The organism is Streptomyces sp. NPDC055815 (genome assembly GCF_053616475.1).
Map to the genome: position 1 here is coordinate 47,007 of NZ_JBSHDU010000006.1, position 12,497 is coordinate 59,503.

A 12,497-nucleotide genomic window follows, 5' to 3' on the forward strand; every position below is an offset into this window, starting at 1 on the left:
CCCCTTCAGCCGTGCGTCCCCCTATTGTGCGCCAGTCGTACGCGTCCCTAAACGATTTCCGGGGCGAGAACCAGCGGTGCACTCGGAGGTCCCTCGTCGAGCAGCGTGCGCAGCAGCTCGGCGAGTCTGGTCGGGTACACCGTCTCACGCGCCGCCGACAGTTCGGCGGAGGTCCACCATCTCAGGCCCGCGAGGCTGCGGGTCTCCAGTTCCGTGAGGGCCTGCGGCCGGGGTGCGGCCTCGGTCCGGCGGGTGCGGGCCAGGTAGTACCACTCGTCCTGGTCCCAGCGGCGCCCGTCGAAGGGGAAGGAGCAGTACCGCTTCCAGAGCACCGGGCCGAGCTCGACCTCGGTGATGCCGGTCTCCTCCGCGAGTTCGCGCAGGGCCGCCTCCTCCCGGGTCTCGTCGCCCTCCAGGCCGCCGCCCGGGGTGAACCACCAGGTCTCGTCCGGGTCGTCGGGCTCGTAGCCGTGCATGAGCAGGATGCGGTCGTCGGGATCGAGCAGCACGACCCGCGCGACCTGCCGCGCGACGGGCCCCGCTCCCGCAGCCGTTTCCGTCATGCCCCCACCTTCTCCCTCGCGCCCGGCCTCGGCCCCCCGGACCGGCGACGGCCCAGGCGGTCGGCCACGGGACCGTACGCGGCCCCGAGCAGGATCAGCACGGTGCCGGCCGTGATCGCCGTGAGGAGCTCCGTGAACGGGCCCGGTCGCGAGATGCCGCCCGGGAGACCCGCGAAGCCCTCGGCGGGCTCCAGACGGCCCTTGGCGGGCCAGACGACGGCGTCCACCCTGCCGACGACGGTGGAGCGGGGCACGGAGCCCTGTCCGGCCTCCTCCATGTGCGTACGGGAGTCGAGCGAGGTGTGCCGGTCGTCGCCGAGCAGGAAGAGGTTGTCCCGGGGGACGGTCACCGAGAAGTCCTGCCCCGAGGCGACCGTCCGGCCGCCGGGTCCGGGCCGCAGGTACGGCTCGTGGACGGGCTTCCCGTTGACGGTGAGCCGCCCGTCCCGGTCGCAGCAGGCGACGGTGTCGCCGCCGACGGCCGCGACCCGCTTCACCATGGGCGAGGAGCCCCAGAGCGGGTCGACGAAGACGACGACGTCACCACGCCGCACCTCGTCGCCGTCGATCCGCTCGGCGAGGATCTTGGACCCGACGTCGAGGGTGGGGGTCATGGAGTCGGTGGGGACGGTGTACGGCTGGTAGAGCACCGCTCCCCAGACGAAGCCCCCGAGGAAGAGCACACAGCCGACGGCCACGGCCAGCCCCGACAGCATGCTGCCGAGGCGGCCGCGGCCGCCCTTGGTCCGTATGGTTCCGCTCATGTGCGCACCCCGTAGGTCTGTCGGCGGACCGTAGCCCTGTCGACGGTCCGGGACGGCACCCTACCCGCGGGTCGCTACTCGGCGGTATGCCGTGCGGCCTGCTTCTTCCGGCGCCACAGCACGAGCGGGAGCGCTCCGGCGAGCCCGGCCGCTCCGAGGGGGGCGGCGCCGAGGGCCTTGTTGAGGGCCGGCTGGTCGAAGACGTCGGGCACGGGGAGCGTGGCCCAGCGGGTGACCGGCCAGGCGATCACGACGGCGCGGCCCACGACCTCGTCGTTGGAGACGGTGCCGCCGCCGGGGAGCTGCTGGTGGAAGCGGGAGTCCAGGGAGTTCTGCCGGTTGTCGCCCATGACCCAGATCCGGTCCTTGGGGACCTTGATCGGGCCGAAGGAGTCCTGGCAGGGCACCGCGCCGGGGGCGAGGTAGGCGCTCTCGTCGAGCGCCACGCCGTTGAGGACGACCTTGCCGCCCTCCTTGCAGGAGACGGTGTCGCCGCCCACCGCGATGACGCGCTTGATGAGGTCCTTCTCCTCGGCGGACGGCATGAGGCCGATGAAGCTGAGGAACTTCTGCACGACGTTCGGCTTGGGCGCCACCTGGCCCTCCAGCCAGCCGCCCGGGTCGTGGAAGACGACGACCTCGCCGCGCTCGGGCTCCGAGCCGAACCAGGGGGTCAGCTTGTCGACGAGGACGCGGTCGCCCTTCTGGAGGGTGTTCATCATCGATTCCGAGGGGATCGAGAACGCCTGCACGAGGAAGGTCTTGATCAGCAGGGCGAGCACCAGCGCGATGCCGACGAGGAGGGGCAGTTCCTTCCAGAAGGAACGCTGCTTCTTCGGGCCCCGGCCGGACCCGTCCGCCGCTTCGTCGCCGCCTTCGCCCGGCGCTCCGCCGCCCGGCGGCTGCGCCTGCTCGTCACCCGTCACGTCGCCACCCGTCGTGTCATCCCCGAAGGCCCCGTCGGCCCTCTTCTCCGGCTCATCGTGTCCGGATCGTGCGCCGACGGCCAAATCCCCCACATCCACTCCTCAGTCCGTGCGAACGCCTGCCCCGGGTCAGGGACAGGCCCACCACTCCCATAACGAGCAGAAGTTCCGCAGGGGTCGGGAGCCCGGGCAATCCGTTCAGATTCCGCTGGGACACACTATGCGACAGATCGGATGCGATCCCGGAACTCGCACGTGCGTCCGGCACGGCGGAGAAGGTCTCCCGTTCCTCCAGGCCGCGCCAGTGCCCGAAGGGCCAGGCGATCACCACCGCGCGCCCGACGACCTGCTCCTCGGAGACGGTGCCGTGGCCCTCCTCGTCGAGGTGGAAGCGCGAGTCGGCCGAGTCGGAGCGGTGGTCGCCGAGGACGAAGATGCGGCCCTGCGGGACCTTCACCTCGAAGGGGATCTTGGACGGCGGATTCCCGGGGTGCAGGTACGGCTCGTCCAGCGGTACGCCGTTGACGCTGATCCGCCCGTCCGTGCCGCAGCAGCGGACCGTGTCCCCGCCGACGGCGATCACCCGTTTGATGAGGTCCCGCTCGTCGGCCGAGGGCAGCAGCCCGATGAAGGTCAGGGCCTGCTTGGCCTGCTTGATGCCGATCGGGTCGTCGGCCGGCGGCTCGGCCTCCTGCTGGAGCCAGCTGCCGGGGTCCTTGAAGACGACGACGTCGCCGCGCTGCGGGCGGGAGCCGAACCAGGGCGTGAGCTTGTCGACGAGGACCCGGTCCTCGATGCGGATCGTCTGCTCCATGGAGCCGGAGGGGATGACGAACGCCTGGACCAGGAAGGTCTTGAGGACGAGCGCGATGAACACGGCCACGATGATCAGGACCGGGATCTCCCGGATCGCGGAGCGCTGCCGGCGTCGCTTGACCTTGCGGGCCAGCCTGCGGCGCTCGGCCCGGCCGGGCAGGGCGGCGGGCCCCTGCTCGGTCCCGGTGGAGGAGCGGCCGCGGCCCCGGCTACCCATGGGCTCCCGCTCCGTGTCCGCCGGCGGGCGGGGCCGGTACGGCTCCGAAGGCGTCGGTGCCGGGCACGGTGGTCCAGCGGCCGAACGGCCAGGCGATCCAGTCGGCGCGGCCGACGACCTTGTCGACGGGGACCATGCCGCCGCCGGGGTTGCCCAGGTGGTCGCGGGAGTCGCTGGACTGGCTGCGGTGGTCGCCCATGACCCAGAGCCTGTCCTGCGGGACGACGATGTCGAAGGGAACACTGGAGGGACGGTCGCCGAGCATCACGTACCGCTCCTCGACGGGGACGCCGTTGACGGTGATCCGGCCGTCCTTGTCGCAGCAGACGACCCGGTCGCCGCCGACGCCGACGACCCGCTTCACGAAGTCGGTCTCGTCGGGCTCGGCGAGCCCGAGGGCGGCCGCCCCGTCGTGCAGGAGCCCGGTGACCGGATTGCCCTCCGGCTGTTCCCGTACGAAGGAACCGGTGCCGTCGAAGACGACGACGTCGCCCCGGGCCGGCTCACTGCCGAAACGGTACGCCAGCTTGTTCACGAGGATTCGGTCGCCGACCTGGAGCGTCGGCTCCATGGAGCCGCTGGGGATCAGGAACGGCTGGATCACGAAGTGGCTCAGGAGCAGCAGGAAGGCCATGCAGGCGCCTCCCACGAGGGCGGTGCGCCACCAGGAAGGGGCGCGGCCGGGGTCCTCGGTTGCGCTTCCGGAGTCATCGGACGCGCGCTCCGGGCCGTCGGAAACGCGCGCGGAGCGCGACCCTTCCTCCGTACCGGACGAATCCGTGTCGGAAGAGGGGTCGCGCTCCGTGTGCTGTGCTTCGGTGTCCATCGCCGGCCAAGCCTATCCGGCCTGTCTGTGCGTGGAGTCGGAAGCGGGGAGCGTGCCGGGAGCCGAGGCTCAGCGGTCGCGCTTCTCCTTGATCTTGGCGGCCTTGCCGCGCAGCTCGCGCAGGTAGTAGAGCTTGGCGCGACGGACGTCACCGCGGGTGACGAGCTCGATCTTCTCGAAGATCGGGGAGTTCACCGGGAAGGTGCGCTCGACGCCGACGGAGAACGAGACCTTGCGGACCGTGAAGGTCTCGGAGACGCCCGAGCCCTGACGGCGGATGACGACACCCTTGAACTGCTGGATACGGGAGCGGTTGCCCTCGATGACGCGGACGTGCACGTTGACGGTGTCGCCCGGGCGGAAGGCGGGGAGGTCGGAGCGGAGCGAACCCGCGTTGACCTGGTCGAGCAGGGAGGCCATGGAGGTCTCTTTCCTCGCTGATGCCACAGGTCATCAGCGGTACGTTCGAATGATTCGGGGCGTCGTCCGTTTCTGGCGGCGTCGTTCCCCCTGTGGCAGGGGCGCGCGCCGGACGGACGACAGCGGCCTATTCTTCCACGCCCTCGACCCTGCGCCAAAATCGGCCGCCGGGCTCGGGTGCCCACCCCAGCATGGAGAGGGTCTCGCGGTCCTTCTTGTCGAAGGCGGACGGGTCGCAGCGCTCGATGAGGTCGGGCCGGTTGGCGACCGTACGGCGGAAGGCCTCGTCGCGCCGCCAGCGGGCGATCTTGCCGTGGTGCCCGCTGAGGAGGACGTCGGGGATGCCCCGGCCGCGCCACTCGGGGGGCTTGGTGTAGACGGGGCCCTCCAGGAGGTTGGCCATGGCGCCGGGGGCGAAGGAGTCGTCCCGGTGGGACTCGGCGTTGCCGAGGACGCCGGGCAGCAGGCGGGCCACGGCCTCGGTGACGACGAGGACGGCCGCTTCGCCGCCGGCGAGGACGTAGTCGCCGATGGAGACCTCGTAGACGGGCATCCGGGTCGCGTACTCGTCCATGACGCGGCGGTCGATGCCCTCGTAGCGGGCCGGTGTGAAGATCAGCCAGGGCCGCTCGGAGAGCTCGACGGCGAGCTCCTGGGTGAAGGGGCGGCCGCTGGGGGTCGGGACGACGAGGACCGGGCCGTGCGCGCCGGCCTCGTAGCCGTCGGCGAGCGTCTGGTCGAGCGCGTCGCCCCACGGCTCGGTCTTCATGACCATGCCGGGACCGCCGCCGTAGGGGGTGTCGTCGACCGTGTTGTGCCGGTCGTACGTCCAGTCGCGCAGGTGGTGCACATGGACGTCCAGCTGTCCGCGCGCGCGTGCCTTGCCGACGAGGGAGACGTTCAGCGGTTCGAGGTACTCGGGGAAGATCGTGACGACGTCGAGCCTCATGCCGTCTCCTCGCCCTCGCCCTCGGAGGCGTCGCCGTCGTCCCGGGAGGAGACGATCTCGGCGCGGTCGTCGATCAGACCGGGCGGCGGGTCGATCACGGCCCGCTGCTCCTCCAGGTCGATCTCGGTGACGATCTCCCCGACGAAGGGGATCATCAGCTCGGTGCCGTCGGGGCGCTCGACGATGAAGAGGTCCTGGGACGGCAGGTGCGAGATCTCGGTGATCACGCCGATCTCGGTGCCGTCGACGAGGACGACGTCGAGGTCGATCAGCTGGTGGTCGTAGTACTCGTCCTCCTCCTCGGGCAGCTCCGTGGGGTCGACCTCGGCGATGAGGAGGATGTTGCGCAGGGCCTCGGCGGCGGTGCGGTCGCGGACGCCCTCGAAGCGCAGCAACAGCCGGCCGCTGTGCACGCGGCCGCTCTCGATGGTCAGCGGCCCGGCGGAGGCCGGGTCGGTGCGCAGCACGGCACCGGGGCCGAGCCTGAGCTCGGGCTCGTCCGTCCGCACCTCGACGGTGACCTCGCCCTTGATGCCGTGGGCGCGGCCGACCCGCGCGACTACCAACTGCACTGCTCCACACTCTCCTGTCACACAGCTCGTACGTACGACAACGGGCCGGGGTGGGCTCTTCAGCCCTCCCCGGCCCGTGCCGGCACAACTAGTTATGCTGCCGACTGCTCAGCGGACCTGGTCCACGTCGACGAGGTCGACGCGGATCCCCCGGCCGCCGATGGCACCCACGACGGTGCGCAGCGCACGCGCGGTGCGGCCGTTGCGGCCGATCACCTTGCCGAGGTCGTCGGGGTGGACCCGGACCTCAAGCACGCGCCCCCGGCGCAGGTTGCGCGAGGCGACCTGCACCTCGTCGGGGTTGTCGACGATGCCCTTCACGAGGTGCTCGAGAGCCTCCTCGAGCATGATCAGGCCTCGGTCGACTCGGTGGACGCGGCCTCGGCCTCGTCCGCCTTCTTGTCGGCCTTCTTGGCCTTCGGGGTGATGGCCTCACCCTTGTCGTCGCCGCCCTCGAGGGTCTTCGCGAACTCGTCGAACGAGGCGCGCTTCGCCTCCTTCGTGGCGGGGACGAGCAGAGCCTTCTCGGGGGCCGGCAGACCCTTGTGCTTCTGCCAGTCGCCGGTGAGCTTCAGGATGGCGAGAACCGGCTCGGTCGGCTGGGCGCCGACGGACAGCCAGTACTGCGCACGCTCGGAGTCGACCTCGATACGCGACGGGTTGTACGTCGGGTGGTAGAGGCCGATCTCCTCGATCGCGCGACCGTCACGACGGGTGCGCGAGTCGGCGACGACGATGCGGTAGTGCGGCTGGCGGATCTTGCCGAGGCGCTTGAGCTTGATCTTGACTGCCACTGGAGTGGTGTCTCCTGGTCTTGACGTGGTTGGGCACTTGAGATGCCACGTGGGGTTGCGGTACTCGGATGCCCGATGGACGCGTCAGCCGGAGGAGAGAGGGGTCCTGTGCGACTGTCGAGTACAGCTAGCCATTGTGCCACACGCCGCCGACTCAGTTGGCGGCGCCCACTGTCTCGGGGATGCGGAAGGGCTTGCCGCAGCCGCCGCAGACGATCGGGGCCTGGGCGAGCACGGAGGGCACCACGCGCACGTTGCGCCCGCAGTCGCAGACGGCCTTGACGCGCACGCCTCCACCCGAGGAGCCGTGCCGGGCGGCCGGTCCGCGGAAGGAGCGCTTGGTGTCGGCGGCCGTGGCGACCGTGTGCGCCTTGAGGGCGCGCTGGAGCCGCTCGATGGTGGGCCGGTACCGGCGCCTGGCCTCGGGGTTGAGCGTGACCAGGGAGAAGCCGCTGCTGGCGTGCGGCTCCTCGGGATGGTCGAGGCCCATCTCCTCGGCGATCGCGAGGAATCTGCGGTTGTGGTAGCGGCCGGCGCGGGAGGTGTCGCGGACACCTCGGGCGGCGGCGATGCCGTGGACTGCCTCGTGGAGCAGTCGCTCGAAGGAGAGCTCGGCGCCACAGGCGGACGACGACTCTCCGATCAGGGACTCGGGCGCGGCAAGATCGGGCAGCTCGGGGTGGTGCCGCTGAATGTCGGCCCACGCCTGTGCCAGCTCTGCGGCGAGAACAGGGGGTGTCGTGCTCACGTCGCGTACAACGAGCCGGAGTGCCCCCGGGTTCCATTCCGGGGCATCCCAAATATTTTGCACGTACCCGTCAGTTGCCTTGATGTCTCCCGACGCGGGCCAGTGCGCCCGATCTGCGGAGAAGTCACGCAGAGATCGTCAAGCCGGTGCGTAGTGGCGCATACGCCCCGGCGCGTGGCCGCGGTGCGCGCGCCCCCGGGGTTTGGAGCGGCCCGGGGAACTGTTGCGAGGACATTACCGGGTCCGAGCGCAAGGCGGCGCACCGCCCCTCCCCCGGGTGAATCGGTCCGGCGCGAGCACTGGACGCGGCTGCGGAAGCGCAGTTCCCTGAACTACGGGGGGCTGTCGTCCGAGCACGGATTGGGGCGCTTTTCCATGACACCTACGCTCGTCCCGCACCACCCCGCGCGCGATTGGGCCGAGATCCAGGAACGGATGCTGGTCCCGCTCTACGAGGCGGCCTACGACCGCCTGGGCGTGGGCGCGGGTTCCCGGCTGCTGGGCCTGGGCTGCGGCTCCGGCCTGGCCCTGCTGATGGCCGCCGCGCGCGGCGCGCGGGTGGCCGGCGCGGACCGGGACCACGCGCGCGTGGAGCTGGCCAGGGAGCGGCTGCCGGAGGGCGTCACGGTCACCGAGGAGCCCCCGGAGGACCTCCCGTACGACGTGATCACGGCCTTCCACGCGACGGACGGGATCCTCCCCGAGCTCCGGGCTCTCACCCGTTCGGCTCAACCGGGTGCGGCGGTCGTGCTCGCCGGGTGGGGGCCGCCGGAGCGGTGCGCCACGGAGCCGGTGCTGCGGGTCGCCGCCCGGCTCGCGGACCGCGGGCCCGCGCCGGGTCCCGACCTGGACGCGCTGGTGGCGGGGGCGGGGCTGCGGCCGGCCGGCTCGGGCCGGGTGGCCTGCCCCTTCGGGTACGCGGACGAGGCCAGCGCGGTGCGCGGGCTGCTGTCGACGGGCCTCTTCGACGAGGCGGTCCGGGCGACGGAGCCGGCGCAGGTGGAGAAGGAGATCGAGGAGGCGCTCGCCCCGTACGTCCGCCCGGACGGGACGGTGTGGATGCCGAACCTCTTCCGGTACGTGGTCGCCCGGGTGCGGTAGCCCGCGCGGGACGCCCGCCACCCGGTGGCCCGCGCGGGAGTCAGGACTCGGCCCGCGCGGGACTCAGGACTCCGGCTCCTTCCTCAGGCGCGGGATGCCCGCCGCCCGGTAGGCCGCGTCCTCCTCCAGCGTCTCGTTGGCGAGGAGGGCCTCGGCCAGGGCGTCCAGCTGGTCGCGGTGCTCGCGGAGCTGCCGTACCGCGCTCTCGTAGCACTCGTCGACGATGCGCCGCATCTCCTCGTCGACGGTGTCGAGGGTCGCGGGGGCGGCCGAGAGCCCGTAGGCCTGCTGGGCGTCGCTCGGGATGGCGGTGAGGCGGCCGACGCGCTCGCTCATGCCCCAGCGCCCGGCCATGCCCCGGGCGATGTTGGTGACCTGTTCGAGGTCGCTCTCGGCGCCGGTGGTGATGACGCCGAAGACGACCTGCTCGGCCGCCATCCCGCCGAGGGCGCCGATGATCCGGCCGCGCAGATAGTCCTCGGTGTAGGCGTACTTGTCGGCGTCGGGGGTCGACAGGGTGACGCCGAGGGCCCGGCCGCGCGGCACGATGGTGATCTTGCGGACCGGGTCGGCGCCGGGCTGGAGCATGCCGAGCAGGGCGTGGCCGCTCTCGTGGTACGCGGTCCTGCGCCGCTCCTCCAGGGGCATCACGAGCGGCCGTTCGGCGCCGAGCTGGACCTTCTCCAGGGCGTCCGACAGATCCGACTGGGTGACGGCCTGCTGCTGCCGCTTGACGGCGAGGAGGGCGGCCTCGTTGGCGAGGTTGGCGAGTTCGGCGCCGGTCATGCCGGGGGTGGTCCGGGCCACGTGCTCCAGGTCGACGTCGTGGGCGAGCGGGATCTCCCGGGTGTGGATCTTCAGGATGGCCTCGCGGCCGCCCCGGTCGGGCGGGTTGACGTGGACGATGCGGTCGAAGCGGCCCGGCCGGGTGAGGGCCGGGTCGAGCACGTCGGCGCGGTTGGTGGCGGCGAGGACGATGACGCCCTCGGAGCCGGTGAAGCCGTCCATCTCGGTGAGGATCTGGTTGAGGGTCTGCTCGCGCTCGTCGTGCCCGCCCATCCCGGAGCCGCCGCCGCGGGCCCGGCCGATGGTGTCGATCTCGTCGATGAAGATGATCGCGGGGGCGACCTTGCGGGCCTCGGCGAACAGCTCGCGGACCCGGGAGGCGCCGACGCCCACGATCATCTCGATGAACTCGGAGGCGGAGGCCGAGAAGAACGGCACCCCCGCCTCGCCCGCGACGGCCCGGGCGAGCAGGGTCTTGCCGGTGCCGGGCGGGCCCGCGAGGAGCACACCGCGGGGCATCTTGGCGCCCATCTCGCGGTAGGCCTGCGGGTTCTTCAGGAAGTCGACGACGTCGTTGAGCTCGCCCTCGACCTCGTCGATGCCGGCGACGTCCTCGAAGGTGGTGCGCTTGCCGCCCTCCAGCTCGACCGGCTTCGGCGGCTGCTTGCGGCCGAGCATGCCGCCCGCGCCGCCCATGCCGGCGCTCATCCGGCGGGCGATGAACACCCACAGCACGACGAGCAGCAGCATCGGCGCCAGCGAGATCAGCAGGTTGGCGAGGAAACTGCGCTCCTTGACGACCGGCTCGGCCGTGACGACCACGTTCTGCTTGGTCAGCTGTGCCCACAGGTCGTCGTCGGCGAAGGCCGGACGCTGGGTCTGGAACTTGGTGTAGTCGCCGTCGCCGCCCGGGACGGGCTGCTTGTTCTTCAGCTGCCCCTGGATCGCGTCGCCCTTGGAGTAGATCTTGGTGACGTTCCCGGCGGCGACCTGCTTGTCGAACTCGGTGTACGAGATCGTCGGCCCGTCGCCCTCGTTGAAGAACGACAGCACGAGGTTGGCGATCAGGTAGACGACGAGCGCGGTGAGGATGAGGCTGCCCCAGCTGCCCGGCATCCGCTTCTTCGGCGACGGGGGCGGTGGGGCCCCTTCCGAGCGCCAGGGCTGGTCGGTCCGCTCGCGCGGGGGTACGGGGTTGGCCACGTGGCTCTCCTCGGGGCGGCAGTGGCCCCAGTATCGAAGAGCGGAACATTCCCGGCATTACGGGCCGGGCGGAGGAGTGAAAAGGGGCCCGGGGCGGTTTCGTACCGCCCCGGGCCCCTCACACGGACTCGATCAGCCCATGAACTTCTTGAACTCGTCCGGGAGCTCGAAGTCCTTCGGGGTCTGCCCCGCCGCCGGGAGCCCGAAGGCGCCGCCGGCCTGCGCCTGCTCGCGGCGCTCGGCCGCGGCCTGCTCCTCGGCCTTCCGCTTCATCGGGTTGCCGCTCTTGCGCTTGCCCTTGGCCTGCTTGACCTGCTTCTTCTGCCGGCCGGGGCCGCCGCCCATGCCCGGGATGCCCGGCATCCCCGGCATGCCGCCGCCCTGCGCCATGCGGGACATCATCTTGCGGGCCTCGAAGAACCGCTCGACCAGGCCCTTGACCGCGCTGACCTCGACACCGGAACCCTTGGCGATACGGGCACGGCGGGAGCCGTTGATGATGGTCGGGTCCTGGCGCTCGGCCGGGGTCATCGACTTGATGATGGCGGCCGTACGGTCGACATCGCGCTCGTCGATGTTGGCGATCTGCTCCTTCATCTGGCCCATGCCGGGCAGCATCCCGAGCAGCTTCGAGATGGAGCCCATCTTGCGGACCTGCTCCATCTGGGCCAGGAAGTCGTCGAGCGTGAAGCCCTCGCCCTTCTTCGAGGCGAGCTTCGAGGCCATCTTGGCGGCCTCTTCCTCGTCGAAGGTCTGCTGCGCCTTCTCGATGAGGGAGAGCATGTCGCCCATGCCGAGGATGCGGGACGCCATGCGGTCCGGGTGGAACGCGTCGAAGTCGTCCAGCTTCTCGCCGTTGGAGGCGAACATGATCTGCTTGCCGGTGACGTGCGCGATGGAGAGCGCGGCACCACCGCGGGCGTCGCCGTCGAGCTTGGAGAGCACGACGCCGTCGAAGCCGACGCCGTCACGGAAGGCCTCGGCGGTGTTGACCGCGTCCTGACCGATCATGGCGTCGACGACGAAGAGGACCTCGTCGGGGCTGACGGCGTCGCGGATGTCCGCGGCCTGCTGCATCAGCTCCTGGTCGATGCCGAGGCGGCCGGCGGTGTCGACGATGACGACGTCGTACAGCTTGGTCCGCGCGTACTCGATGGAGTCCTTGGCGACCTGGACCGGGTCACCGACGCCGTTGCCCGGCTGCGGGCCGTAGAAGGCCACGCCCGCGCGGTCGGCGACGACGGAGAGCTGGTTGACGGCGTTGGGGCGCTGGAGGTCACAGGCGACGAGCAGCGGCGAGTGGCCCTGGCTCTTCAGCCAGACACCGAGCTTTCCGGCGAGGGTGGTCTTACCGGCACCCTGGAGACCGGCGAGCATGATCACGGTCGGCGCGGTCTTGGCGAACCGCAGACGGCGGGTCTCGCCACCGAGAATGCTGATGAGCTCCTCGTTGACGATCTTGATGACCTGCTGCGAGGGGTTCAGGGCCTTGGAGACCTCGGCGCCGAGCGCCCTCTCCTTGACGTTCTTGATGAACGCGCGAACGACCGGCAGGGCGACATCGGCCTCAAGGAGGGCGATACGGATTTCCCGGGCCGCACTGTCGATGTCCTGCTCGGAGAGGCGGCCTTTGCCCCGGAGGGACTTGAAAGTCGCGCTGAGGCGGTCGGAAAGCGTATCGAACACGGTGGTCGCGATCCTCGGGTCGGGGCGGATGGTCGCCACCCAGGGTATCCGGCCCCAGGACACGACCGCCCTTGCCGGTCGGATTGGACCGGCAAGGGCGGGAACCCCGCAGATGTGGGGAGCACA

General features: G+C 71.1%; 14 protein-coding genes. 1 reads left to right on the forward strand and 13 read right to left on the reverse strand.

The features are described 5' to 3' along the window. Positions 1 to 47 precede the first annotated feature (47 nt). The 11 genes from ACWGN5_RS06465 to ACWGN5_RS06515 form a co-directional block, all read right to left on the reverse strand. Positions 48 to 563, reverse strand: a complete 516-nt coding sequence (locus ACWGN5_RS06465; RefSeq protein ID WP_453511724.1) for an NUDIX hydrolase — start codon at positions 561 to 563, stop codon at positions 48 to 50. Further along, positions 560 to 1,327 carry a signal peptidase I gene (gene lepB / locus ACWGN5_RS06470; protein WP_453511725.1) on the reverse strand — a complete coding sequence of 256 codons (768 nt, stop codon included), beginning with the start codon at positions 1,325 to 1,327 and terminating at the stop codon, positions 560 to 562. Before lepB (ACWGN5_RS06470) ends, ACWGN5_RS06465 begins: the two co-directional genes overlap by 4 nt. Before the next feature lie 74 nt (positions 1,328 to 1,401). Further along, positions 1,402 to 2,337, reverse strand: a complete 936-nt coding sequence (lepB, locus tag ACWGN5_RS06475; RefSeq protein ID WP_453511853.1) for a signal peptidase I — start codon at positions 2,335 to 2,337, stop codon at positions 1,402 to 1,404. Continuing rightward, positions 2,306 to 3,286, reverse strand: a complete 981-nt coding sequence (lepB, locus tag ACWGN5_RS06480; RefSeq protein WP_453511726.1) for a signal peptidase I — start codon at positions 3,284 to 3,286, stop codon at positions 2,306 to 2,308. Before lepB (ACWGN5_RS06480) ends, lepB (ACWGN5_RS06475) begins: the two co-directional genes overlap by 32 nt. After that, positions 3,279 to 4,112, reverse strand: a complete 834-nt coding sequence (gene lepB / locus ACWGN5_RS06485) for a signal peptidase I (protein ID WP_453511727.1) — start codon at positions 4,110 to 4,112, stop codon at positions 3,279 to 3,281. Before lepB (ACWGN5_RS06485) ends, lepB (ACWGN5_RS06480) begins: the two co-directional genes overlap by 8 nt. A gap of 69 nt (positions 4,113 to 4,181) precedes the next feature. Further along, positions 4,182 to 4,532, reverse strand: coding sequence for a 50S ribosomal protein L19 (rplS, locus tag ACWGN5_RS06490; RefSeq protein WP_015036473.1), 351 nt, complete (start codon positions 4,530 to 4,532; stop codon positions 4,182 to 4,184). Between the two features lie 127 nt (positions 4,533 to 4,659). Continuing rightward, positions 4,660 to 5,481 carry a tRNA (guanosine(37)-N1)-methyltransferase TrmD gene (gene trmD, locus ACWGN5_RS06495; protein ID WP_453511728.1) on the reverse strand — a complete coding sequence of 274 codons (822 nt, stop codon included), beginning with the start codon at positions 5,479 to 5,481 and terminating at the stop codon, positions 4,660 to 4,662. Continuing rightward, positions 5,478 to 6,053, reverse strand: a complete 576-nt coding sequence (gene rimM, locus ACWGN5_RS06500) for a ribosome maturation factor RimM (protein WP_453511729.1) — start codon at positions 6,051 to 6,053, stop codon at positions 5,478 to 5,480. Before rimM ends, trmD begins: the two co-directional genes overlap by 4 nt. A gap of 108 nt (positions 6,054 to 6,161) precedes the next feature. Next, positions 6,162 to 6,401: an RNA-binding protein gene (locus tag ACWGN5_RS06505; protein WP_020868149.1), complete on the reverse strand. Its 240-nt coding sequence runs from the start codon at positions 6,399 to 6,401 to the stop codon at positions 6,162 to 6,164. A 2-nt stretch (positions 6,402 to 6,403) separates the two neighbouring features. After that, positions 6,404 to 6,847, reverse strand: coding sequence for a 30S ribosomal protein S16 (gene rpsP / locus ACWGN5_RS06510; protein ID WP_015036470.1), 444 nt, complete (start codon positions 6,845 to 6,847; stop codon positions 6,404 to 6,406). Positions 6,848 to 7,001: 154 nt separating this feature from the next. Further along, positions 7,002 to 7,595, reverse strand: coding sequence for a hypothetical protein (locus tag ACWGN5_RS06515; RefSeq protein WP_030690647.1), 594 nt, complete (start codon positions 7,593 to 7,595; stop codon positions 7,002 to 7,004). Between the two features lie 375 nt (positions 7,596 to 7,970). On the opposite strand from ACWGN5_RS06515, the gene ACWGN5_RS06520 reads away from it, so the two are divergent. Further along, entirely contained in the window at positions 7,971 to 8,696 is a 726-nt protein-coding gene (locus ACWGN5_RS06520; protein ID WP_453511731.1) for a methyltransferase domain-containing protein, read from the forward strand. Positions 8,697 to 8,759: 63 nt separating this feature from the next. Here ACWGN5_RS06520 and ftsH read toward each other — a convergent pair whose 3' ends face one another. Both ftsH and ffh read right to left on the reverse strand, forming a co-directional pair. Further along, positions 8,760 to 10,685, reverse strand: a complete 1,926-nt coding sequence (gene ftsH / locus ACWGN5_RS06525) for an ATP-dependent zinc metalloprotease FtsH (RefSeq protein ID WP_453511732.1) — start codon at positions 10,683 to 10,685, stop codon at positions 8,760 to 8,762. 132 nt (positions 10,686 to 10,817) lie between these two features. Beyond that, the gene (ffh, locus tag ACWGN5_RS06530) at positions 10,818 to 12,371 is read right to left on the reverse strand and encodes a signal recognition particle protein (protein ID WP_392156890.1); all 1,554 of its coding nucleotides are present in this window, start codon (positions 12,369 to 12,371) and stop codon (positions 10,818 to 10,820) included. Positions 12,372 to 12,497: the final 126 nt, after the last annotated feature.